This is a genomic window from Arthrobacter sp. NPDC093125 (genome assembly GCF_044754225.1).
Taxonomy (GTDB): domain Bacteria; phylum Actinomycetota; class Actinomycetes; order Actinomycetales; family Micrococcaceae; genus Arthrobacter.
Genome location: NZ_JBIVOQ010000001.1, coordinates 287237 through 308363, shown reverse-complemented (window position 1 = coordinate 308363; position 21127 = coordinate 287237). Strand labels below are relative to the sequence as shown.

Below are 21127 nucleotides of genomic sequence, written 5' to 3'. Positions count from 1 at the left end.
TATCAGGCGCACCAGAAACCAGACATAGACCCGAACGAAAGGAACACCATGAATGAATCGACCTTCCGCCCCGGCCGGGTGCTGGTCACCGGCGGAGCCTCAGGCCTGGGGGCCGCCGTCGTAGAAGCTGTCCTGAAGGCGGGCGGGACGCCCGTGGTGCTGGACCGCGATATCCGGAACGTCGCTGCTGCGAAGGCTTTCGAGGTCGACGTTTCGGACCGTGCCGCGGTGAGCGAGGCTGTCCGGCAGGCGGCTGAGACGCTGGATGGCCTGGACGCAGTGGTGACGGCAGCCGGAATTGACCGCTGCGGCAAGCTGGAGGATGTGGACGCGGATGAGTGGGAGCGCGTCATTGGGGTCAACCTGATGGGGACGGTGTCGGTGGTCCGTGCCGCCCTGCCGTACCTGAAGAAATCCCGCGGCCGCGTGGTGACGATTGCCTCCACGCTGGGCAAGCGTGCCCTTCCGGAGGCGACGGCCTACTGCGCCTCCAAGTTCGGCGTGGTCGGCTTCAGCCACTCCCTCGCCGCTGAAACGGGAGGCGAGATCGGCGTGACCACCATGATCCCGGGCGGCATGAAGACGCACTTCTTCGACGACCGGGCGGAGCAGTACAAGCCCCAGGATGACTCCCGGCTCAACGATCCCGCCAACGTGGCCCAGGCCATCCTGTTCGTGCTGTCACAGCCCGCAGGGTGCGAGGTGCGTGAAATGCTCATCTGCCACGAGGAGGAAGGCTCATGGCCGTAAGCTGCAGGACGTCTTCGTAGACTGCCTCGGGGGCGACTGCCTCCACCGTGGACTCGTCGTGGGGGCACCGCGGCGCCGTCCAGCCCACCTGGGTCATGTCCACGCCGCAGACACCGCAGCGCGTGGTCCAGCCGAGGTGGATCCGGTGGAGGCTTCGCCCCAGTGGTCCGGCATTGATGGCGTTGCCGGTCCAAAAAACGCCCACTGTGGGTGCGCCCAGCGCCTGGGCCAGATGGCGCGGCCCGCTGTCATTCGCCACCACGACGCTGCAGTCAGCCAGGAGAGCCGCGAGCTCGCCGAGTCCGAGCTGGCCGGCCAGCGACTCCACCTGCGGCCTGGTCTGCGGTGGGTTGCCGGCGGCGCCGCTTCCGACGGCGTGCTCCACCACTGCCTCGGCCAGCTCCTTTTCGCTGTGGTCACCGATCACCAACACCCGGAAGCCGTCGTCGGCCGCCATCCTGGCCACCGCCCCGAACCGTTCCGCCGGCCACCGGCGGCGCGGGTCCGTGGCGCCCGGATGGATCACCACCCTGCCGCGCTCCGGCGAGGACTGCAGCCTCTCCAGCCGGGCTGTGAGGCGCTGCCGGAATTCCGGCATGGTCCGCATCCGGGCCTCCAGTTCCACCGGTGCCGCGCCGGCGAATCCGGCCACTTCAAGCGCCCTCATCGGCTCGTGCTGGTAATACAGGTAGGGCACGGTCCGTTCAAGGCGGGCAGCGTCCGGCGTCCGGGTGCCCACGGTGTGCCGCGCCCCGAGCCGCAGCAGGAACGGATTTGAATAGCGCCCGCCCCCGTGCAGCTGCACGGCGAGGTCGAACCTCCGCTCGCGCATCCTGCCAAAGAAGTTCTCCAGCTCGTCCTTGTCCTCGGCTCCGGGCCGGACGCCTTGGGAAAACGGCAGGATGACGGTTTCGTCCACAGGCCCCTCGGTCTGCGAGAGCAGTTCGGCGTGCATGGGAGTGCCCAGCAGCGTTAGCGAGGCCTCGGGGTAGGCGGCCTTCAGCGCCGACATCGCCGGCAGCGCGAACATCAGATCACCCAGACCGCCGCCGCGGAGTACGGCGATCCGCGAGACGTTGCTGAACTTCTCCAGGACGGGACCCACTCCCTGGCTGATGATGCGTGCTCCGCCGAAGTCGGCGTTGGAGTCTTCCATGGCGTGAGCCTTTCGTTCGGGGAGCAACAGGTTACCCGTTTGCTTCTGGGAGCTTCAGTCAGCTCCGGTCTGCTTCCGTGGTGCCCACCATACGGCCCAGCCATGGCCGGATGCCAGCACCGAAACTCCTTCCAACTCCGGCGTGTAAACCACCGAACACGGGGTACGGATGAGGCAGTAGATGGCACGAAGTAGACGGCACAACCAGAAAGCGGCACGCCGGTTGACACCCGGACAGGAGCCGCGCAGCGAGGAGCCACATGCATACCGCAACCGAGACTTTCCAGGCCACGGCAGAGGACCTGCTAACCATCAGGGATCCGCGCACCGGCGAGGTCGTGGGTCGGTTCTCATCCGCCCGGCCCGAGGATGTTGCCCGGGCAGTTGAGACGTCCCGTGCCGCACAACCCGCTTGGGCTGCCAGGCCCCCCGCGGAGCGGGGCAAGCTGCTACGCGCCGCGGGCGCGGCCCTGAACGAAGCCGCGGCGGAGCTGGCGGAGATCAACGCACGGGAAACCGGCCGCCCGGTGGAGGAAGCACTGGCGGGGGTGGCCGCCGGTGTTTCCACCCTGGAGCAGTACGCGGAGCTCGGCCCGGTACACCGGGGCCACAGCCTGCGCGGAAACGCGCTCGCCGCGGACTACACGGTTGCCGAGCCCCGCGGCGTGGCCGTCCTGCTGACGCCGTGGAACGATCCCGTCGCCGTGGCCTGCGGCCTGATCGGCGCCGCGCTGGTCACCGGAAACACCGTCATCCACAAGCCCAGCGAGCGCTGCCCGGGGGTCGGGGAACGCCTGGGCGAGGTACTGGCGCCGGTTTTCCCGCCGGATGTGCTGCAGACCCTCACAGGAGGGCCCGACGTCGGAACTGTCCTTACGCAGCAAATGTCTGTCGACGTTTTCGCGCACGTAGGGTCCAGCGACACAGGTGCCCGCATCGCCCGGGCCGCCGTGCTGACGGGCGCACACGTGCTCCGGGAAAACGGCGGCAACGACCCGCTCCTGGTGGACGAGGACGTTGATCCGGAGTGGGCCGCAGAGCAGGCTGCCATCGGCGCCTTCAGCAACAGCGGCCAGATCTGCACCTCTGTGGAGCGCATCTACGTCCACAAGGCCGTGGCGGAACGGTTCTGCGAGGCACTCGCGGCCGAAGCCCGGAACCGCAACCGGAACGGGATCGCGCCGCTGGTGGACACGCGCCTGCGGGAGACGGTCCACAGGCACGTCTCTGAGGCGCTTCAGCTCGGCGCACGCGCGGCGGAAGGCGGGGAACTTCCGGACGGTCCAGGCGCCTTTTACCCCGCCACGGTACTGCTCGACTGCGCGGACAACATGGACGTCATGGCCGAGGAGACCTTCGGCCCCGTGGCGCCGGTGCGTGTTGTGGACAGCTTCGAGCAGGGGCTGCAGCTGGCCGCGGCCGGGCGCTACGGGCTGGCGGCCACGGTGCTGACGGGAAGCATCGCCAACGCCCAGCAGGCAGTTGCGGCCCTCCCGGTCGGCACCGTCAAGGTCAACGAAGTGTTCGGCGGAGCCCCGGGTGGTTCGGCCCAGCCCCGCGGTGAAAGCGGCCACGGGTTCGGCTACGGCCCGGAACTGCTGGACGAATTCACGCGGGTCAAGGTGGTGCACATCGCAGCGGCTCCACGAGGCGGGGCTGCCGGCAGCTCTGGATCAGCAGCGGAAGGCACCGGCCTGGAAGGCGGCGGCTCGGAAGGTGCGGGAGCATGAGCGGCGAGGAGATGGGCCGGGAGGCGGCAGCCGGCCAGCCGTTCAGGCATCAGCCAAACCTGCCGGATCAGCCGGACCTTTCGGAGCAGCGCGGGCTGGCGGCCTGGCTGCCACGGCGGCTTGCGGAGGCGAACCCCTCGATCCTGGTGGTGGGGGACCTGATTCTTGATGGCTGGTGGAGCGGGCCGAGCGATAGGATGTGCCGCGAAGCCCCGGCCCCCGTGGTGGACATCAACCGCCGCGAGTTCTCGCCGGGCGGTGCCGCGAACACTGCCATGAACCTGGCCTCCCTGGGCGCCCGGGTGAGCGTCGCCGGTCTCATCGGAACGGACGACGCCGGCACGGAGCTCATGCGCCAGTTGCTGGCGGCGGGCGTTGACACCCGTTTTCTGACACAGGATTCGGAGATGGTCACCACCACGAAAATCCGCATCAGCAGCGGCGGGCAGGTGCTGCTTCGCTTCGATGACGCTGCCGCCACGATCCCGGAATCCGCTTCGGCTGTGCTCGCAGCCGCGGTGACGGCCGCCGTCGAAGCTCCGGACGCCGTCGTTATCTGCGACTACGGCACAGGGGCACTGGACGAGCCGGTCCGCAGCCGTCTCATTGAAGCGCTCTCGCGGCGGGGCCCGGACCAGCTGGTCGTGGTGGACGCGCACGACCCGCGTCCCTGGGCAGCGCTGCACCCGGACCTCGTTACGCCCAATGCACAGGAGGCGGCCAGGCTGCTGGACCGGCGCCTGGCTGGAGGCGCCGAGCGCGCGGCGCTGGTCTCCGAGCACGGGCAGCAGCTGCTCGAGGCCACAGGCGCAGGGGCGGTGGTGGTCACCCTCGACCGCGACGGCACAGTCCTGATTCCGGCCAACGGCAATCCCCACCGGACCTGGGCTCGGCCGGCAACGGAGAAGCAGGCTTCCGGCGCGGGGGACACGTTCGTGGCCGCGCTGACCCTCGCCCGGGCAGCGTCCCTTCCGCTGACCGCCAGCCTTGACTTTGCGCAGGCCGCTGCCGACGTCGTCGTCCATCACCCGGGGACCTCCGTGTGCGGCACGTCCGAGCTGGAACGGTACCTCGAAAGCTTCGCTGATACCGCCCTGACCGCGGACGAACTGGAACGGCACATCCGCGCGCACCGAAGCGACGGCCATCGCGTTGTCCTGACCAACGGCTGCTTCGACGTGCTGCACCGTGGTCATACCCGCTACCTCAACCAGGCGAAGCAGCTGGGCGACATCCTGGTGGTCGCCCTCAACAGCGATGACTCGGTGCGCGCGCTGAAGGGACCGGACCGTCCCATCAACAGCGTGGCAGACCGCGCTGCCGTGATTGCCGCGCTGAGCTGCGTGGACTACGTGACGGTCTTCGACACGCCCACGCCCATTCCGCTGCTTGAGCAGCTGCGCCCGGAGATCTACGCCAAAGGTGGTGACTACACACCGGAGATGCTCGCCGAAACCGCGACCGTAGAGGCGTACGGTGGCCGGGTCTGCATTCTGGACTATGTGGCGGAACGTTCCACCACGGCCATGGTCCAGCGCATCCGCGACGGAAAAGGCGCGGCAGTCTCGGAGGCATAGCGACTCCCCGCTGATCGAGGTTGCCCCCTCCGCTGATCGGGCCTGCCACGCCCGTTGATCGAGCCTGTCGGGATCCAGGGTCCTCGGGGCACCGGCAGGGGGCACCCGCAAGAGGCAACTAGGCTTAGAAGCATGACGGAAGCGGCGGAAATCTGATGGCGCGGCGCGGCAAACAAGGCGGTAAGACAGGCGGGAAGGCCGGCAGCAAGACGGGCGGGGCCGGCGGACGGGGCGTGATGGAGCTCCCCAAGGGCGGGCGTCCGGAGGGGCCTGTTGAGGGTGTCTACTACATCGATACCGGGGACTGCGAGCTCATCGCGGACCAGGACAATTCCACGGGCTGGCTGCTGCGCATCAACGGAGTCATGAGCTCGCACATCGACCTCGCCGACCCGCTGTTCCTTGACTTCGAATATATGCGCTGGATGGCTGCCCTCCTTGAATCACGCTGGCCGCCGGAGTCCCATCCCAAGCTCCGCGGACTTCACTTGGGCGGCGGCGCCTGCTCGCTTGCCCGCTACTTTTCCGCCGCCTATCCGGACGCCCGGCAAGTCGTCGTGGAGCTGGACGGAAAGCTGGCAGAGTACGTCCGCGGCTGGTTCGACCTCCCCAAGGCGCCGCTGCTGCGCATCCGCGTGGGCGAAGCCCGGGCCGTCACCGAAACTCTGACGCCAGACACGCGCGACTTCATCATCAGGGACGTCTTCGCGGGCGCCCTTACCCCGCGGCCCCTGACCACCAGCGAGTTCAACGACCATGTGCAACGGGTGCTGGCCCCGGGCGGAGTTTATGTCGTGAACTCGGGGGACGGGCCGGATCTGAAGAATGCTAGGGAGGACGCCGCCACAATCGCGGCTTCCTTCAAGCACACCGTGATCATCGCTGATCCGGCCATGCTCAAAGGACGCCGCTACGGCAACATGGTGATGGCAGGGAGCGACCTGCCCTTCGACGACGATCCCCGGCTGGCCCGGAGGCTCCTGGGCGGGGCCGTGCCCGCCCACATCTGGGACGATGCCAAGGTGCGGGCCTTCGCAGCCGGCGCGCCGGTCCGCCACGACCCGGCCGCTCCGGATCCCGCCGCTTCAGACCCCGAAGCGCCGGTTCCCGAACCTCCGACCACCGAACCGCCAACCCCCGAACCGTCAACCCCCGTGACGTTCTTGGCTCCCGTAACCCCCGGAACCTCCAACCCCAATCCTCCATCGGTCGCTCCGTAACTGCTGTTTTGAGGCTCCACAACGGCAGTTACTCAGCAACGGATGGGGTTCCGCCACGCCCCAGCAGCATGGCACGGCGGGCCGCCACCTCGTCCCGGACCGCCTGCACCACCGCCGCGACGGCTGGGCGGCGCATGGAGTCCGGCCGCAGCACCATCCAGTAGGGGAGCCGTTCCGCGAAATGCCCGGGCAGCAGGCGCACGAGGTCCTCGTGCCGGTCACCCATGAAGCAGGGCAGGAAGCCTATGCCGGCCCCCGCCCGTGTCGCTTCAACATGGACGAACACGTTGGTTGAGCTCACTCCGTCCCGCATGGCAGGCACCAGCCGCCGCGGCGCGTCGAGGTCATCCACCTGCAGCATGGAGTCCACGAAATACACGAGAGGGTGTGCCGCCAGGGCCTCTACCGAGTCCGGGGTTCCGTTTTCCGCGAGGTAGGAGCGTGAGGCATACATGCCCAGCACGTATTCGCCGAGCCGGAATGCTTCCGCCCGGTGCACCTGCGGCTCACCCACCACCACCTCAATGTCGAGCCCGGAGCGCTGCTGCAGCGCCCGCCTCGTCACCGTCACTATCTCCACGCTGAGGCCGGGATGGTCCCGCCGCAGCTTCGCCACAGCCGGGGCGGCGATATACGCGCTGAAACCGTCAGTCGCCGTCATGCGCACGACGCCGGTGACCGGGTCAGGCGGGCGGCCTGACGGTCCGAGGGCGCGCACCGCGGCCTCCACCTGCTCGGCGACCACGACCGCCTGCGCCCCGAGTTCGGTCAGCTCCCAGCCGCCCGCCGCCCGTGAAAGGACCCTGCCACCGAGGGCTTTCTCAAGGGCCGCAATCCTGCGTGAGACCGTGGTGTGGTTGAGTCCCAAAACCTGGGCCGCCGTCGTGAATTTCGCCGAGCGGGATACCGCGAGCAGCACCAGCAGATCATCGGGATTGGCTTCCATATCTGCAATTTTGCACGAAATACGTGCCGGATTAGCTATTGAGCAGAGAACTCTCTGCAGCAATACTCAGGGAAAGCCAAAGTGCCGCGAACTGCGGCACGTGTCAGCGTGGACACCCCGAGGAGCAGGATATGAGTGCAAAGAACCTGAATGGCCGTAAAGCGGTGGTGACCGGCGGCGCCAGCGGCATCGGAGCGGCGTGCGCCCGCGAGCTAGCGGCCCGGGGGGCCAAGGTAGTGCTGGCTGACGTGGACGAGGCCGGCGCCGCGGCGCTGGCGGACGAGCTGGGCGGCACGGCCTGGGCCGTGGATCTCCTCGACGTCGATTCCCTCGCCGGGCTGAGCCTGGACTGCGACATCCTGGTCAACAACGCCGGGATCCAGCACATCAGCCCCATCGAGGACTTTGATCCGCAGGCCTTCCGCCGCATCCTGACGCTCATGCTCGAGGCGCCGTTCCTGCTGGTGAGGGCGGCGCTGCCCCACATGTATGCCAACAACTTCGGCCGCATCATCAACATCTCGTCCGTCCATGGGATCCGCGCCTCACCGTTCAAGAGCGCCTACGTCTCCGCGAAACACGGCATGGAGGGGCTGAGCAAGGTGACGGCGCTGGAGGGCGGCGCGCACGGAGTGACGTCCAACTGCGTCAATCCCGGCTACGTCCGCACGCCGCTCGTGGAAAAGCAGATCGCAGACCAGGCTCGGGTCCACGGCATCCCGGAATCCGAAGTCCTGGCCAAGGTCATGCTGACGGAGTCGGCAGTGAAGCGGCTGGTGGAGCCGGAGGAAGTTGCCTCCCTGGTGGCCTGGCTGGTGTCCGACGCCGCCGGGATGGTCACCGGCGCGAGCTACACCATGGACGGCGGATGGTCGGCGCGGTAACAGCGGAGCGGTTAGTCGGCGCGTAACTGTGCCGTGCCCCTCGCCGCAATGATTATCCAGCGCGGATGATGAGCCTTGCGAGCAGCCAGTACGGCTAGTCGGCAGGACTGCCGGCCTGCCTGATGTACTCCTCAACGGCCGATTCCGGGATCCGGTAGGACTTCCCGAAGCGGACCGATGCCAGGGCGTGGGACTTGACCAGCCGGTACACGGTCATTTTGGACACCCGCAGCGCCGCCGCGACTTCGGCGATGGTCAAATAGGCCGTGGGCAGGTTTGCAATGGACATGGAAATGCACTCCTTTGTGGGGGCCAGGGCGGCGAGCGCCCGGTTACTCCGGCCGTCTCAGCTGCCGGAAGTCGTAGTAAAAGACGCGCCCCGCGGACCGGAGGCCAACGGATGTGCCGTTGCGGGATTCCACGATGCCTTCCCGGCGGCCGTTAAAAGGATCATCCCCCACGACGGCTTCGCCGATCTTGTAGGGAATGGCGGCCGTCCGTGCACGGCTCAGGGTCTTGCTCAGCAGCCCGGCCAGGCGTCCGGTGCGGATCGGGGCTTCAGCGGTGAATTGGATCATCTGGACCACTCCTCTACAGTGTGACCTGTCGTGGATTCACTGGCGCGGATCCGGTTGCTGTGGTCGGAGGAAGTTCCGATCCGGAGTGCACCGTGCGGACAACACTAGACACTGACACCATCAGTCACACGAGTAGCAACTACCTCAATTCCCCCGGCGGCGCCTCTTGGAAAAAGCAGGTACTACCTGTTTTCGGCGAGCACGCCGGTCTACGCGCGGAGCGATTCGGACGCGCCGGTCTTCAGAACGGCCGGCTGCGGCTGCCGCACTCCGCGAGCAGTTGTCTGGCATGCCGGACAAAGGAGGCACCGAACGCTATCCCATGAGCCCGTGTGGGAGGCAGGATTAAGTACGGTATTCCGGACCGGGCTTAATCCCGGGCCCGACGACGGAGGAATGACATGCCCTATGCCGTGCCCGCTGGGCAGGAAGCACCGGCACCGGTGAAAGCCGCGAAGACGGCTGCGAAGGTGACGTCGAAAGTTCCGGCAGCGGAAAATACCCTTCGCATCCTCAAGCTGCTGGCCTCCAAACGGGGTCCGATGGCGGCGTCGAGCATTGCAACCGCGCTGGGACTGCCGCGTTCAAGCGTCTACCACCTCCTGGGGGTGATGGAATCCAACGGCTTCGTCCTGCACCTGCACGAGGAACAGCGTTACGGCCTCGGCATCAGTGCCTTCGAGCTCAGCTCGGCCTATTCCCGGCAGGAACCGCTGTCCCGCCTTGGCCGCCCCGTGCTGGCATCGCTCGTGGATGCGATCGGGGAAAGTGCGCACCTTGCCGTCCTGCACGGGCGCGACGTGCTGTACATCGTTGAGGAACGCGCCAAGAACCGGCCGTCCCTCGTGACCGACGTCGGCGTCCGGCTGCCGAGCCACCTCACCGCAAGCGGGCGGGCCATTCTTGCAGCGCTGCCCAAGTCTCAGGTCCGGGCGCTGTACCCCAACGCGGCCGCCTTCACTGCCAGGCACGAGGTGGAAGGCGCCATCATGAAGTACTCGACGCTGTCCTCACACCTGGACCAGGTCCGCCAGCGCGGCTACGCCACGGAACACGGCGAGGTGACGCCGGGCTTCGGCTCGATCGCCGCCGCTGTCACCGATCACCTGGGGTGGCCGACGGCGGCAGTCGCCGTGACGTTCCTCGAGGACAAACTGCCGGCGGACCAGTGGCCGGCCCTGGCGGCGCGCGTGCAGAAGGTGGCAAACGAGCTGTCCGGCCGCATCCACGGGCGCCCGGCGCAGTAGCCTGCACCGGGCGCCAAGGTCACTCTTCCTACTTGTCGCGGTTCCCGCCCAGTCGCTGTACCTACCTGGTCACCGTTCCTGCAGCCGGTGATTGTGGAGGTCCGCCGGGGCGGTCTTCACAACGGGCAGCGAGGCCGTCTCATCCACGAGCTCGGCGCGGACCCTGCCCGCGCCCCCGACCTTGAATTGGTAGGCCAGCAGCAGCACGGCCAGCCACGCCGCGCCGACGTAGAGGGCCACGCGGGTCTCCTCAAAGACTCCCAGAACCGCGATGACCAGGGCCATGAAGGCGATGGTCAGGATGGAAGCGGCCGGCCACCACGGGGACGGGAACTCGGAGGCAGGGAGGCCGGTCCGTGCAATTTCGCGCTTCATGGCCACGTGCGAGGCAAGGATCATTACCCAGACCCATACGGTGGCGAAGGTGGCGATCGATGCGATCAGCACAAAGACGCCCTTCGGGATCAGCGCGTTCAGGACCACACCCGCAAGCAATATTCCTGCCATCATGACCACCGTCATCCAGGGAACGCCGTGGCGGGACACCTTCCCGAAGCTCTGCGGAGCATGACCTTGGCGGGCGAGGCCGAACAGGATGCGGCCGGCGCCGAAGATGTCGCTGTTGATGGCGGACAGGGCCGCAGTGATGACCACGGCATTCAGGATGTGGGGCGCCGCCGGAATCCCGAGCCCGCTGAAAATCTGCACGAACGGGCTGCCGTTGCTGCCGATTTCATTCCACGGGAACAGGCTCATCAGCACGCCAAGGGTCAGTACGTAAAACAGCAGCACCCGGACCGGGACCGTGTTGACGGCCTTGGGGAGCACCTTCTTGGGGTCTGCAGCCTCACCCGCCGTAATGCCGATTGTTTCGATCCCGCCGAAGGCGAACATCACCACGGCGAACGAGGCCAGGAGCCCTTCAAAGCCATTGGGGAAGAAGCCCCCGTGCTCGACGAGGTTGCCCAGCCCGGGAGCGGCCGCGGATCCTCCGGACTGGAAGCCGAAGACGATGAGGGCTGCGCCGCCGGCGATCATGGCGATGATGGCCGCCACTTTGATGAGGGAGAACCAGAACTCGAGTTCGCCGAAGACTTTGACGCTGAGCAGGTTGAGTGCTGCCAAGAAGAAGATGATGGCGAGGATCCAGATCCAGCGCTCAACGTTGGGGAACCAAAAGCCCATGTAGATGCTGAACGCCGTGACGTCGGCGATCGCGACAATGGCCATTTCGAAGACGTAGGTCCAGCCCGTGACGAAGCCGGCCCGAGGCCCAAGGTAGCGGCTGGCGTATTGGCCGAAGGAGCCGGAAACCGGATGGCGCACTGCCATCTCGCCCAGTGCCCGCATCACCATGAATACGGCCGCGCCGCCAATGATGTAGGCCAGCAGTACCGCCGGACCGGCTTTCTGGATTGCGGACGCCGAGCCGTAGAAGAGGCCTGTTCCAATCGCCGACCCCAGGGCCATGAAGCGGATGTGGCGTACGTTGAGACCGCGGTTCAGGATGGCTTCCGTGGTTTTTTCCACGGCACCGATGGCACCTGAGGCTGTCTTGCTGTCTGTGGAGGCCGTGCTGCCTGTGCGGATCTTGTTGTCAAAGGGGGCTTGCTGCATGCGCATACCTTCTCGTCATTGGGAGGGGGACCGCTATCCAGCAGACCACGGCAGCAGGAGCTGTGATGGGGCTCACGGGGCTTTGCTGTCTTTGATTCCAGACTGGACGGGCGGCCGGAAACCGCCCGTTTCCGGCCGCATGCCCCATGTCTGAAATCCCGGACAGGGGCCTTCGGAAACCCCTGTCTACCGCACCGCGGAGGCTGTTTAGTTGATAACACAGAGACCAACCAGCAACATGAAGGAGCCCCCATGGCACCCGCCGATTTCACCACCGGTGCCCGCCCGGTCAAAGCAGCCCGCGGCACCGAGCTCACGGCCAAATCCTGGCAGACGGAAGCCCCGCTGCGCATGCTCATGAACAACCTGGACCCCGAGGTCGCCGAGCGCCCGGACGACCTGGTGGTCTACGGCGGCACCGGCCGGGCGGTCCGAAGCTGGTCCGCGTTTGATGCCATCACCCGCACCCTCGAGACCATGGACAAGGACGAGACCCTGCTGGTCCAGTCCGGCAAGCCCGTGGGCGTCTTCCGCACCAACGAATGGGCGCCGCGCGTCCTGCTGGCCAACTCCAACCTGGTAGGAGACTGGGCAACGTGGCCCGAGTTCCGCCGGCTCGAGGCCGAGGGCCTGATGATGTACGGGCAGATGACCGCAGGATCTTGGATCTACATCGGCACCCAGGGCATCCTGCAGGGCACCTTCGAGACCTTCGCTGCGATCGCCCGTAAGCTCACGGGTGACGAGAACGGCACCCTCGCCGGCACGCTGACCCTCACCGGCGGCTGCGGCGGCATGGGCGGAGCCCAGCCACTCGCCGTCACCCTGAATGAGGGCGCCTGCCTTATTGTCGACGTCGACGGGACCCGCCTGCGCCGCCGCGCCGGCAAGCGCTACCTCGACGAGGTGGAAACGGACCTGGACGCTGCCATCGCCAAGGTTCTCAAGGCCAAGAATGAACGCCGTGGCTGGTCGGTAGGCTACGTGGGCAACGCCGCCGAAGTGTTCCCGGAAATCCTGCGGCGGCACCGTGCCGGGGAGCTCACCGTGGACATCGTCACGGACCAAACCTCAGCCCACGACCCCCTTTCCTACCTGCCGGAGGGAATCTCCGTGGAGGAATGGCGCCGCGAAGCCGAGGCCGATCCGGAAGGTTTCACCAAGAAGGCCCAGGCATCCATGGCCAAGCATGTCCAGGCGATGGTGGAGTTCCAGGACGCCGGTGCCGAGGTGTTTGACTACGGCAACTCCATCCGCGATGAAGCCCGCAAGGGCGGCTACAGCCGAGCGTTCGAGTTCCCTGGCTTCGTCCCGGCCTATATCCGGCCACTGTTCTGCGAAGGCCTGGGCCCGTTCCGGTGGGTGGCCCTGTCCGGTGACCCGGAAGACATCCGCGTCACTGACGAGGCCATCAAGGAACTGTTCCCGGAGAACAAGCACCTGCACCGCTGGATCGACGCCGCCGGCGAGCGGGTGGAGTTCGAGGGACTGCCGGCCCGTATCTGCTGGCTGGGCTACGGCGAACGCGCCAAGGCCGGCCTGTTGTTCAACCGGCTCGTCAAGGAGGGCAAGGTCAAGGCGCCGATCGTCATCGGCCGCGACCACCTCGACTCCGGCTCCGTCGCCTCCCCGTACCGCGAAACCGAGGCGATGGCCGACGGTTCTGACGCGATCGCCGACTGGCCGCTGCTGAACGCCCTGCTGAACACCTCCTCCGGCGCCACCTGGGTTTCGATCCACCATGGCGGGGGAGTGGGCATCGGCCGCTCCATCCACGCCGGCCAGGTCTCCGTCGCCGACGGCACCGACCTCGCGGCCCAGAAGCTAGAGCGGCTCCTGACCAACGACCCGGGCATGGGCGTCATCCGCCACGTCGACGCCGGCTACGACCGCGCCGTCGAAGTCGCCAAAGAGCGCGGCGTCCGTATCCCCATGATCCCCACGAGCCCCCTAACCTCGCAAGCTCGGTCAGGGAACCCTGCTCGCGTGGCCCCAGAAGGAAAGTAACAATGACACTCACAACCCACGCACCGCTGACCGTCACCCTCGGCTCCAGCGGCACTACCCCGGAGGACGTCGTCGCCGTCGCGCGCCATGACGCCAGGGTGACCGTTTCCGCGGAAGCCCTGGACGCCGTGGCCAAGGTCCGCGCGCACATCGACAGCCTTGCCTCCAGCGACGTTCCCGCCTACGGCATCTCCACGGGCTTCGGCGCACTCGCCAACAGGCACATCCCCAGTGAGCTGCGCACACAGCTGCAGAAGTCGCTCATCCGCAGCCACGCCGCCGGCATGGGTCCGGCAGTGGAGCGTGAGGTGGTCCGCGCCATCATGTTCCTGCGCGCAAAGACCCTCGCCTCGGGCCGCACGGGCGTTCGGCCTGTCGTCCTCCAGACCATGGTGGACGTGCTCAACGCCGGCATCACGCCGGTGGTCCGGGAGTTCGGGTCGCTGGGCTGCTCCGGCGACCTCGCGCCCCTCTCCCACTGCGCCCTGGTGCTCATGGGCGAAGGTGAGGCCACCGGCCCTGACGGAGAGCTCTATGGCGGCAAGGACGGACGACCGGTTGCCCAGCTCCTCGCCGCGCACGGCATTGAACCTGTGGTTCTCGCGGAGAAGGAGGGCCTGGCGCTGGTCAACGGCACCGAGGGCATGCTGGGAATGCTGCTCATGGCCATCGCAGACATCCGGCAACTGCTGACGACGGCGGACATCACCGCAGCGCTCAGCGTCGAGGCGCTCCTCGGCACCGACCAGGTGTTCCTGCCCGAACTGCACGCGGCGCTGCGCCCGCACCCGGGACAGGCTGCCAGCGCGGAGAACATGCTGCGCGTCCTGTCGAACTCCCCGATCGTGGCCTCGCACCGCGTCGGCGATTCCAAGGTGCAGGACGCCTACTCGCTGCGCTGCGCTCCCCAGGTGGCCGGAGCCGTCCGCGACACCGTAGACCACGCAGCCCTTGTGGGGTCCCGGGAACTGGCAGCCGCGATCGACAATCCTGTGGTCCTTCCAGACGGCCGGGTCTCCTCGAACGGCAACTTCCACGGAGCCCCCGTGGCGTATGTGCTGGACTTCCTGGCGATTGCCGTCGCGGATCTCAGCTCCATAGCTGAGCGGCGCACCGACCGCATGCTCGACCCCGCCCGCTCGCACGGACTGCCGGCGTTCCTGGCGGGCGATCCCGGTGTGGACTCGGGGCTGATGATCGCCCAGTACACGCAGGCCGGGCTGGTCTCGGACAACAAGAGGCTTGCCGTTCCCGCCTCGGTGGACTCCATCCCCAGCTCCGCCATGCAGGAGGACCACGTGTCCATGGGCTGGCATGCTGCGCGCAAGCTCCGGAAGGCCGTGGAGAACCTCCGCCGTGTCCTGGCAGTGGAACTCGTGACATCGGCCCGAGCCATCGACATGCGTACGCAGCTCTCCGGCGGCGTCCTGACCCCGGGCCCTGCGGGCGCCGCGGTCATCGCCGCGCTGCGCGCCGTCGTCGACGGTCCCGGGACGGACAGGTTCCTGTCACCGGAACTGGAGGCGGCTGACCGGCTGGTGGCGTCGGGGGAAGTGCGGGCGGCTGCCGAATCAGCAATTGGCGTTCTCGCCTAAACCTGAAGAATATGCGGCGCCGGGAAACAATTCCCGGCGCCGCTGAAATAGTCTGCAACGCAGCGGGCATGGTGCCGCCGAGTGTAGTAGAACTGAAGATGTAGTGAAAGTCACATCGAAGATGCTGTGGCGCAAGAACATATACAAAGGGGTAGAAGTTCAAATGAAAGCACGCGGGGCAGTCCTGTCCAGGCGCATCGCACACGCGGCTACGGTTTCCGACTGGGGACTGTTGCATCCGGGCGAGCGTGTCGAGATCCTCAAGCATGCGCATGTCATTGCGTCCGGCGAGGTGGAGGAAATCTCACGGAGCGGAAACGTCCTCTGGCTTGTGGGCGGCGGACATTCCGAGTCGCAGCCCTTCATGAAGTCCGACGGCGTGCAGGTCCGGCGGGCCTAGTCCGCTTGGCCGTCTGACAGCAGTCAGGCAGCAGTCAGGCAGCAGTCCAGACGCCGATTAGGCACAAGAGCCCCCGACCCTGGCATTGTCCGGCTCCATTCAGTAGCACCTTTTGGTGGCACTGTTCGGTGGCGGAGGAGGCCAGAGCCGGGGGCTTTTTGCGTACTAGGCTGCGAGGTCCTCGTGCGTCTCGCCGAAGGGAACAGACTCGTCGAGGGCGACGGTGTAGCGGCCCGGCTCAAGGCGGGTAACCCTGATGCCGCAAGTGCCTTCCTGGGCAGCTGTCTGAATCAGTGCTTCAACTGCGGTGTCCAGGCCTTCGTGGACCTGGTCTGCGCTGGTGAACGCCAGCTGGATGGACCGGGAATCCGAGGAGCCAAACGCGGGTGACGAAGCGGTTGGGCGCTCCATGGTTGCTGTGCTCATGTACCGAACTTTCTGTGTTTCTCTGCCGAGCCAAGAGACCATCCTACCCCTGAGTACGCCAAAGGTCAGATGACTGGTGTTTGACCAAGGTCTTTGACAAGGATTGTCAGCTCCCCTTTCTTTCTTCCGCACACGGGACGCGGGGCAGCCATTCGCGGCTAGTGTTGGTCAGACCCACCCGCTCCCCGGACCAGGAGGCCCCATGTTTGAAGCCGCGAGCATCCTTTTCGCCGCAGCCGGTGCCGCCGTCTTTGTCGCCGCCGTCCTGCCCAAACTGCTGCGCAACATGCCGTTGTCCATGCCGATGGTGTTTCTGGCGTCCGGGTTCGCTGTCTTCTCGCTGCTGGGCGACCTCCCTGACCCGGACCCGATTGCTCACTCAGACTTCACGCTGCACCTGACGGAAGTCTGCGTCATCATCTCGCTGATGGGCGCCGGGCTGGCTCTTGACCGTCCCCTCGGGCGCCTCCGCTGGGCGACCACCTGGCGGATGCTGGGGATAGCGATGCCGGTGTGCATCCTCCTGCTGACGCTGCTGGGACTGTGGGTACTCGGACTGGGTCTGGCTGCCGCCGTCCTGATCGCGGCCACACTGGCGCCCACGGACCCGGTTCTCGCGTCCGAGGTCCAGGTGGGTGAGCCGGCCGACGAGGAAGAGGAAACCGACAAGGAGGACGAGGTCAGGTTCGGGCTGACCTCCGAAGCCGGGCTGAATGACGGCCTCGCCTTCCCCTTCGTGTACCTTGCCATCGCCATGAGCCTGGCGGGGACGTCACCCTCCGGCTGGTTCCCGGAGTGGTTCGCCGTGGACGTGCTGTGGCGCATCGGCATGGGTCTGCTGCTGGGATTCGGGACGGGCAAGCTGCTGGCCCGGCTCTTCTTCTCCGCCCGGCATGACAGCATCCGGCTGTCCAACCACTCCGAGGGGTTCGTGGCGCTGGCCGCCACCTTCCTGGCCTACGGAGTGACCGAGATGATCGAGGGCTACGGCTTCATCGCAGTGTTCGTGTGCGCGGTGACCATCCGGGCCGCGGAGCACACCCACGGCTACCACAAGGTCCTGCACTCATATGTGGAGCAGCTGGAGCGCCTCATGACGGTGGTGATCCTGGTCCTGCTCGGCGGCGCCATAGCCAGGGGACTGCTGGCCGGCGTCGGCTGGGCCGAAGTGGCCGTTGCCCTGGCTTTCCTGCTGCTGGTACGCCCTCTGTCCGGCTGGCTCGCCCTCGCACGGGGCAAGACTGGTCCCCGCGAACGGATCGCAATTTCCTTCTTCGGCATCCGCGGCATCGGTTCGCTTTACTATCTGGCCTACGCGCTTGGCAAGGGTCAGTTCGCTGACCAGGCGGACTACCTGTGGGCGGTCGTGGGGCTCGTGGTGGCAGCATCCGTTGTCCTGCACGGCGCCACCACAGCACCAGTGATGCGGCGGCTGGACCGGCTCCGTGAGCGCCGGGCAGCCGAAAAATTCGGAGACGAGGGGAAGGCGCCGCAGACCCCTGTCTAAGGCCTCCGGACCGGTACCTGCCACTGTCCTGCCTGCCCTGCGCTGCCCGCCGATGTGCTTTGCCTAACGGCCGGCGCGTATCCTGAATTGGATCCGGAGGCGTGGTGAGCTGAAAGCATGGCAGTGATGAGGTTTTTATCCCGGGCTGGACGGGGTCTGGCGGCGATGTTGGGCTTCCTGCTTGTCAGCGGTATCTGCGGGGTCCTCGTGGCCAGCTTCCTGGTGCCGGCGGCGGCCCTTGCCGGGACCACCGTCAGCCGGTCCATCGACTACTTCAACAGCCTGCCCACTGAGCTTGCCGTCCAACCGCCCGCCCAGACCACGCGCATGGTGACGGCGGACGGAACGCCCATCGCGACGTTCTACGCCGAAAACCGGGTCCGGGTCCCGCTCGCCAAAATGTCGCCGTTCATCAAGAACGCGGTGATCGCCATCGAGGACACCCGCTTCTATGAGCACAGCGGCGTGGACACCCAGGGCGTCCTGCGCGCGCTGACCAGCAACCTCACCCGCGGCGAACGGCAGGGCGCGTCGACGCTGACCCAGCAGTACGTCACCAACATCGTCAACGAAGCCCTGATCTCCACCGGCCGCGAGGAACAGGTGATCCTCAGCGGGCAGAAGAACATGGGGGACAAGCTGCGCGAGATGCGCCTTGCCATGGCGCTGGAGAAGAAATTCACCAAGGACCAGATCCTTGAGGGCTACCTCAACATCGTTTTCTTCAACCGCAGCGCCTACGGCATCGAGGCGGCGTCCCAGTACTTCTTCAGCGTTCCGGCAAGCAAGCTGACACTGCCCCAGGCAGCCCTGCTCGCCGGCCTGGTCAACAGTCCCAGCTTCTACGATCCCGTGGCCAACCCAAAGAACTCCATCCAGCGGCGCAACCAGGTGCTGGATGCGATGCTCAGCGAGCGCATGATCAGCCGCAAGCAGCACACCGCCGCCAAGGCCGCGGGCATCGGGCTTAAGGTCAAGCCCTCCAAGCAGGGCTGCGCCGCCGCCTCGGTGGCACCCTACTTCTGTGATTACGTCACCCGCCTGATCCTCAACGATCCGGCCTACGGCCCGGACACCGAAGCCCGCGAGCAAAAGCTGTACCGCGGCGGACTGACCATCACCACGACGCTCGACACCCGGCTGCAGGCAGCGGCCCAGTCCCAGGTGAACGCGACCGCCGGTCCGAATCCGGGCAAATGGGGAGCGGCGCTGGTCTCGGTCGAGCCGGGGACGGGCAAGATCCTCTCCATGGCCCAAAACACCGTGTACCTGCCCAAGAGCGGAACGTTCGATACCCAGCTGAATTTCAACGTGGACGCCAAGGACCCCAACGGCAACGAGCTCAACGGCGCCGGCGGTTTCCAGCCCGGATCCACCATGAAGCCCCTGACTTTTGCGCAGTGGCTGAACGAGGGCAAGACCATCACCCAAACCTTGGATGCCTCCAAGCGGGAATACCCGCTCGGGTTCCGCTGGCGGTCCTCCTGCGGGAAGGTGGCCGGAGCCTACAGCACGAAGCAGAACCGGGCCGGCCTTGAGGCCGCCGAGGATCTGCAGAATGCCGACGCCGGCTATTACCGGAAGATGCCGGTCAACTACGGGCTGTACAACTCCATCAACACCGCGACTTTCGCCTCCGCCGCGCAGCTGGACTTCTGCGGCATCCAGAAGATGGTCAATGCCGTGGGAATCCACAACGGACTGGACGGCACCCCCGTCAACATGCACCAGCTGGGCAACCTGTTGGGCGGCACCGGGGTGGCACCGCTGACCATGGCAAATGCCTTCGCCACCTTCGCCGCGGACGGCCGCTACTGCTCGCCCGTTGCCATCCTGCGGATCGCCGACCGGGCAGGGAAACCGCTTCCGGTCCAGTCGCCAGGATGCCGCGACGCCGTGGACCGTGACGTTGCCCGCGGCGTGAACGCCGTCCTTCAGGACGTGCTCAAGGTGGGATCAGGAATCCACATCAACCCCAAGGTCTCGCGCGGGCTGCCGGTGGCCGCCAAGACCGGCACGAACAACAACAACGGTGCCAGTTGGGTGGTGGGCTACACCACCGGGCTTTCCACGGCTTCCTTCTTTGGCGATGCCCTGGAAGGCCAGCAACGGCCCGGCCGGAACCTCACGATCAACGGGAAGTTCTATTCGCGGGTGGACGGGTACATGATCGCAGGCCCGCAATGGGCCAACTACACGAACAAGGTGGCCCGGCTGTATCCGGCCGAGTCATTTGCGAAGCCGCCGGCCTCCATGGTGAAGAAGCCGGCCGCCAAGCCCAAGGTTAAGCCCAAGCCGGGCCGCTGAGTTCAGCCGTAAGCCGGGCAGCCGTTAGCGCTGCCCACTGCTCCTGCGCCAGCTGCCAGGTCAACTGCTACGCCAGCAGCGTGCTGATTAGCCGTGCCGCCACCCGCGCGGTCCGGTTGTCGATGTCGAACGCCGGATTTAGTTCTGCCACGTCCACATGCAGCAGCTTGCCGCTGGCAGCCGCCTGGCGGCATACCGCGGTAATCACCGGCAGCGGAACGCCGAATGCCGCCGGCGCGCTCACTCCGGGAGCCACCGCAGCCGGCAGCACATCGAGGTCGATGGTCAGGTACAGGGCGTCGATGTCTGCCAGGAAGTCCGCCACGAAAGCTTGCACGGCGTCAGGGGTGCTCTCCTCGTCCAGCAGGTACTTCACGCCCAGGCGGTCCGCGGCCGTGAAGAGGGTCCGCGTGTTGTTGGGTTCGGAGATGCCGACGACGGCGTACTTCAGTTCGCGGCCTGCCGCAGCTTCCGCCCGGGCCATCTGGAGGAACGGGGTGCCGGAGCTGGGCGCCGCCTCATCGCGGAGGTCGAAGTGGGCGTCCAGGTTAAGCACGCCCCACCGTTTGCCGCGGCTGACAGCCTCCGATCCGGAAACGCCAAGGTAGCTTGCAAAGGCCGTCTCGTGGCCGCCGCCCAAAAGCACGGTCAGATTGCCGGCATCAAGGAGAGTCGAGACAGCCACTCCGGCGCGGGCCTGGCCGGCTTCCAGTTCCCCGTTCCGGACCGCCACATCACCGGCGTCGAGAACCGGCCGGTCAAGGTGGAAGGCCAGTGGGCCGAGGGCGCTGCGGATGGTGGCAGGGGCCTTCGCGGCGCCGGTGCGGCCCTTGTTGCGCCGCACGCCCTCGTCGCTGCAGAAGCCCAGGATCACGGCCGGACGTCCCGCCGGGGAGGAGCCACTGGCCGAGGCCGAAGGGGTGACCCTGACGGGAGGATCGGCACGCAGGGGACTCCGGTCCTGCCGGGCCTCAGCATAAGGGGTCACGGCCTGCCACCAGCGGCGGTGGGCTTCGCCGTCGCCGTCGAAACGGCCCGTCCACGGGTGGGGCTGAACATCGACAGAGAGCGCAGGAAAATCCATGCTTCAAGCTCACCGCACCCGCCGGGCGAAAGCCAGCAGCGCCGGCGCGGCAGTGTCTGAAATACCGGAAACGCCTCCAACGCGAGATGGCACATG

At 66.8% G+C, this 21127-nt stretch carries 18 protein-coding genes; 11 read left to right on the top strand and 7 right to left on the bottom strand.

Annotated features, from left to right (window positions below; translation table 11 throughout):
- The first annotated feature begins 48 nt into the window (after positions 1–48).
- Complete coding sequence (locus ACIP9X_RS01415; protein WP_400477927.1) at positions 49–750, top strand: SDR family oxidoreductase; 702 nt, start codon at positions 49–51, stop codon at positions 748–750.
- Here ACIP9X_RS01415 and ACIP9X_RS01410 read toward each other — a convergent pair.
- On the bottom strand, positions 716–1906 hold the full coding sequence (locus ACIP9X_RS01410; protein WP_400477926.1) for a glycosyltransferase family 9 protein: 1191 nt from the start codon (positions 1904–1906) through the stop codon (positions 716–718). The two genes, ACIP9X_RS01415 and ACIP9X_RS01410, sit on opposite strands and share 35 nt — an antisense overlap.
- A gap of 260 nt (positions 1907–2166) precedes the next feature.
- On the opposite strand from ACIP9X_RS01410, the gene ACIP9X_RS01405 reads away from it, so the two are divergent.
- The 3 genes from ACIP9X_RS01405 (at position 2167) to ACIP9X_RS01395 (ending at position 6433) form a co-directional block, all read left to right on the top strand.
- Positions 2167–3636 carry an aldehyde dehydrogenase family protein gene (locus ACIP9X_RS01405; protein WP_400477925.1) on the top strand — a complete coding sequence of 490 codons (1470 nt, stop codon included), beginning with the start codon at positions 2167–2169 and terminating at the stop codon, positions 3634–3636.
- A gap of 11 nt (positions 3637–3647) precedes the next feature.
- A complete protein-coding gene (gene rfaE2 / locus ACIP9X_RS01400; RefSeq protein WP_400478519.1) occupies positions 3648–5213 on the top strand; it encodes a D-glycero-beta-D-manno-heptose 1-phosphate adenylyltransferase in 1566 nt (521 codons plus the stop codon).
- A 236-nt stretch (positions 5214–5449) separates the two neighbouring features.
- Positions 5450–6433, top strand: coding sequence for a spermidine synthase (locus ACIP9X_RS01395; protein ID WP_400478518.1), 984 nt, complete (start codon positions 5450–5452; stop codon positions 6431–6433).
- A gap of 28 nt (positions 6434–6461) precedes the next feature.
- Here the strand turns inward: ACIP9X_RS01395 and ACIP9X_RS01390 are convergent, their stop codons facing one another.
- Positions 6462–7379, bottom strand: coding sequence for a LysR family transcriptional regulator (locus ACIP9X_RS01390; protein ID WP_400477924.1), 918 nt, complete (start codon positions 7377–7379; stop codon positions 6462–6464).
- 131 nt (positions 7380–7510) lie between these two features.
- Here ACIP9X_RS01390 and ACIP9X_RS01385 point away from each other — a divergent pair, with 131 nt between their 5' ends.
- Complete coding sequence (locus tag ACIP9X_RS01385) at positions 7511–8263, top strand: 3-hydroxybutyrate dehydrogenase (RefSeq protein WP_400477923.1); 753 nt, start codon at positions 7511–7513, stop codon at positions 8261–8263.
- 94 nt (positions 8264–8357) lie between these two features.
- Here ACIP9X_RS01385 and ACIP9X_RS01380 read toward each other — a convergent pair whose 3' ends face one another.
- Entirely contained in the window at positions 8358–8552 is a 195-nt protein-coding gene (locus tag ACIP9X_RS01380) for a helix-turn-helix domain-containing protein (RefSeq protein WP_400477922.1), read from the bottom strand.
- A 43-nt stretch (positions 8553–8595) separates the two neighbouring features.
- Positions 8596–8841: a hypothetical protein gene (locus ACIP9X_RS01375; RefSeq protein ID WP_400477921.1), complete on the bottom strand. Its 246-nt coding sequence runs from the start codon at positions 8839–8841 to the stop codon at positions 8596–8598.
- A gap of 401 nt (positions 8842–9242) precedes the next feature.
- On the opposite strand from ACIP9X_RS01375, the gene ACIP9X_RS01370 reads away from it, so the two are divergent.
- A complete protein-coding gene (locus ACIP9X_RS01370) occupies positions 9243–10088 on the top strand; it encodes an IclR family transcriptional regulator (protein WP_400477920.1) in 846 nt (281 codons plus the stop codon).
- Positions 10089–10157: 69 nt separating this feature from the next.
- Here the strand turns inward: ACIP9X_RS01370 and ACIP9X_RS01365 are convergent, their stop codons facing one another.
- On the bottom strand, positions 10158–11705 hold the full coding sequence (locus tag ACIP9X_RS01365; RefSeq protein WP_400477919.1) for an amino acid permease: 1548 nt from the start codon (positions 11703–11705) through the stop codon (positions 10158–10160).
- 252 nt (positions 11706–11957) lie between these two features.
- Here ACIP9X_RS01365 and ACIP9X_RS01360 point away from each other — a divergent pair, with 252 nt between their 5' ends.
- From ACIP9X_RS01360 to ACIP9X_RS01350, 3 genes are all read left to right on the top strand, one after another.
- A complete protein-coding gene (locus ACIP9X_RS01360; protein ID WP_400477918.1) occupies positions 11958–13712 on the top strand; it encodes a urocanate hydratase in 1755 nt (584 codons plus the stop codon).
- Between the two features lie 2 nt (positions 13713–13714).
- Positions 13715–15307, top strand: coding sequence for a histidine ammonia-lyase (gene hutH / locus ACIP9X_RS01355; RefSeq protein WP_400477917.1), 1593 nt, complete (start codon positions 13715–13717; stop codon positions 15305–15307).
- 163 nt (positions 15308–15470) lie between these two features.
- Positions 15471–15707 carry a hypothetical protein gene (locus tag ACIP9X_RS01350; RefSeq protein ID WP_400477916.1) on the top strand — a complete coding sequence of 79 codons (237 nt, stop codon included), beginning with the start codon at positions 15471–15473 and terminating at the stop codon, positions 15705–15707.
- Between the two features lie 165 nt (positions 15708–15872).
- Here the strand turns inward: ACIP9X_RS01350 and ACIP9X_RS01345 are convergent, their stop codons facing one another.
- Positions 15873–16133 carry a hypothetical protein gene (locus ACIP9X_RS01345; RefSeq protein WP_400477915.1) on the bottom strand — a complete coding sequence of 87 codons (261 nt, stop codon included), beginning with the start codon at positions 16131–16133 and terminating at the stop codon, positions 15873–15875.
- 202 nt (positions 16134–16335) lie between these two features.
- On the opposite strand from ACIP9X_RS01345, the gene ACIP9X_RS01340 reads away from it, so the two are divergent.
- Both ACIP9X_RS01340 and ACIP9X_RS01335 read left to right on the top strand, forming a co-directional pair.
- Positions 16336–17640 carry a cation:proton antiporter gene (locus tag ACIP9X_RS01340; protein ID WP_400477914.1) on the top strand — a complete coding sequence of 435 codons (1305 nt, stop codon included), beginning with the start codon at positions 16336–16338 and terminating at the stop codon, positions 17638–17640.
- A gap of 126 nt (positions 17641–17766) precedes the next feature.
- On the top strand, positions 17767–19947 hold the full coding sequence (locus ACIP9X_RS01335; RefSeq protein ID WP_400477913.1) for a transglycosylase domain-containing protein: 2181 nt from the start codon (positions 17767–17769) through the stop codon (positions 19945–19947).
- 67 nt (positions 19948–20014) lie between these two features.
- Here ACIP9X_RS01335 and hutG read toward each other — a convergent pair whose 3' ends face one another.
- Entirely contained in the window at positions 20015–21031 is a 1017-nt protein-coding gene (gene hutG / locus ACIP9X_RS01330) for a formimidoylglutamase (RefSeq protein ID WP_400477912.1), read from the bottom strand.
- Between the last annotated feature and the right edge of the window lie 96 nt (positions 21032–21127).

Bases quoted from the DNA above. Each gene is read 5' to 3' on its own strand.
- ACIP9X_RS01410 (WP_400477926.1), bottom strand. From the start codon at position 1,906: ATGGAAGACTCCAACGCCGACTTCGGCGGAGCACGCATCATCAGCCAG.
- ACIP9X_RS01390 (WP_400477924.1), bottom strand. From the start codon at position 7,379: ATGGAAGCCAATCCCGATGATCTGCTGGTGCTGCTCGCGGTATCCCGC.
- ACIP9X_RS01375 (WP_400477921.1), bottom strand. From the start codon at position 8,841: ATGATCCAATTCACCGCTGAAGCCCCGATCCGCACCGGACGCCTGGCC.
- hutH (WP_400477917.1), top strand. From the start codon at position 13,715: ATGACACTCACAACCCACGCACCGCTGACCGTCACCCTCGGCTCCAGC.
- ACIP9X_RS01395 (WP_400478518.1), top strand. From the start codon at position 5,450: ATGGAGCTCCCCAAGGGCGGGCGTCCGGAGGGGCCTGTTGAGGGTGTC.
- rfaE2 (WP_400478519.1), top strand. From the start codon at position 3,648: ATGGGCCGGGAGGCGGCAGCCGGCCAGCCGTTCAGGCATCAGCCAAAC.
- ACIP9X_RS01370 (WP_400477920.1), top strand. From the start codon at position 9,243: ATGCCCTATGCCGTGCCCGCTGGGCAGGAAGCACCGGCACCGGTGAAA.
- ACIP9X_RS01335 (WP_400477913.1), top strand. From the start codon at position 17,767: ATGAGGTTTTTATCCCGGGCTGGACGGGGTCTGGCGGCGATGTTGGGC.
- ACIP9X_RS01405 (WP_400477925.1), top strand. From the start codon at position 2,167: ATGCATACCGCAACCGAGACTTTCCAGGCCACGGCAGAGGACCTGCTA.
- ACIP9X_RS01365 (WP_400477919.1), bottom strand. From the start codon at position 11,705: ATGCAGCAAGCCCCCTTTGACAACAAGATCCGCACAGGCAGCACGGCC.
- ACIP9X_RS01415 (WP_400477927.1), top strand. From the start codon at position 49: ATGAATGAATCGACCTTCCGCCCCGGCCGGGTGCTGGTCACCGGCGGA.
- hutG (WP_400477912.1), bottom strand. From the start codon at position 21,031: ATGGATTTTCCTGCGCTCTCTGTCGATGTTCAGCCCCACCCGTGGACG.
- ACIP9X_RS01350 (WP_400477916.1), top strand. From the start codon at position 15,471: ATGAAAGCACGCGGGGCAGTCCTGTCCAGGCGCATCGCACACGCGGCT.
- ACIP9X_RS01360 (WP_400477918.1), top strand. From the start codon at position 11,958: ATGGCACCCGCCGATTTCACCACCGGTGCCCGCCCGGTCAAAGCAGCC.
- ACIP9X_RS01385 (WP_400477923.1), top strand. From the start codon at position 7,511: ATGAGTGCAAAGAACCTGAATGGCCGTAAAGCGGTGGTGACCGGCGGC.
- ACIP9X_RS01380 (WP_400477922.1), bottom strand. From the start codon at position 8,552: ATGTCCATTGCAAACCTGCCCACGGCCTATTTGACCATCGCCGAAGTC.
- ACIP9X_RS01340 (WP_400477914.1), top strand. From the start codon at position 16,336: ATGTTTGAAGCCGCGAGCATCCTTTTCGCCGCAGCCGGTGCCGCCGTC.
- ACIP9X_RS01345 (WP_400477915.1), bottom strand. From the start codon at position 16,133: ATGAGCACAGCAACCATGGAGCGCCCAACCGCTTCGTCACCCGCGTTT.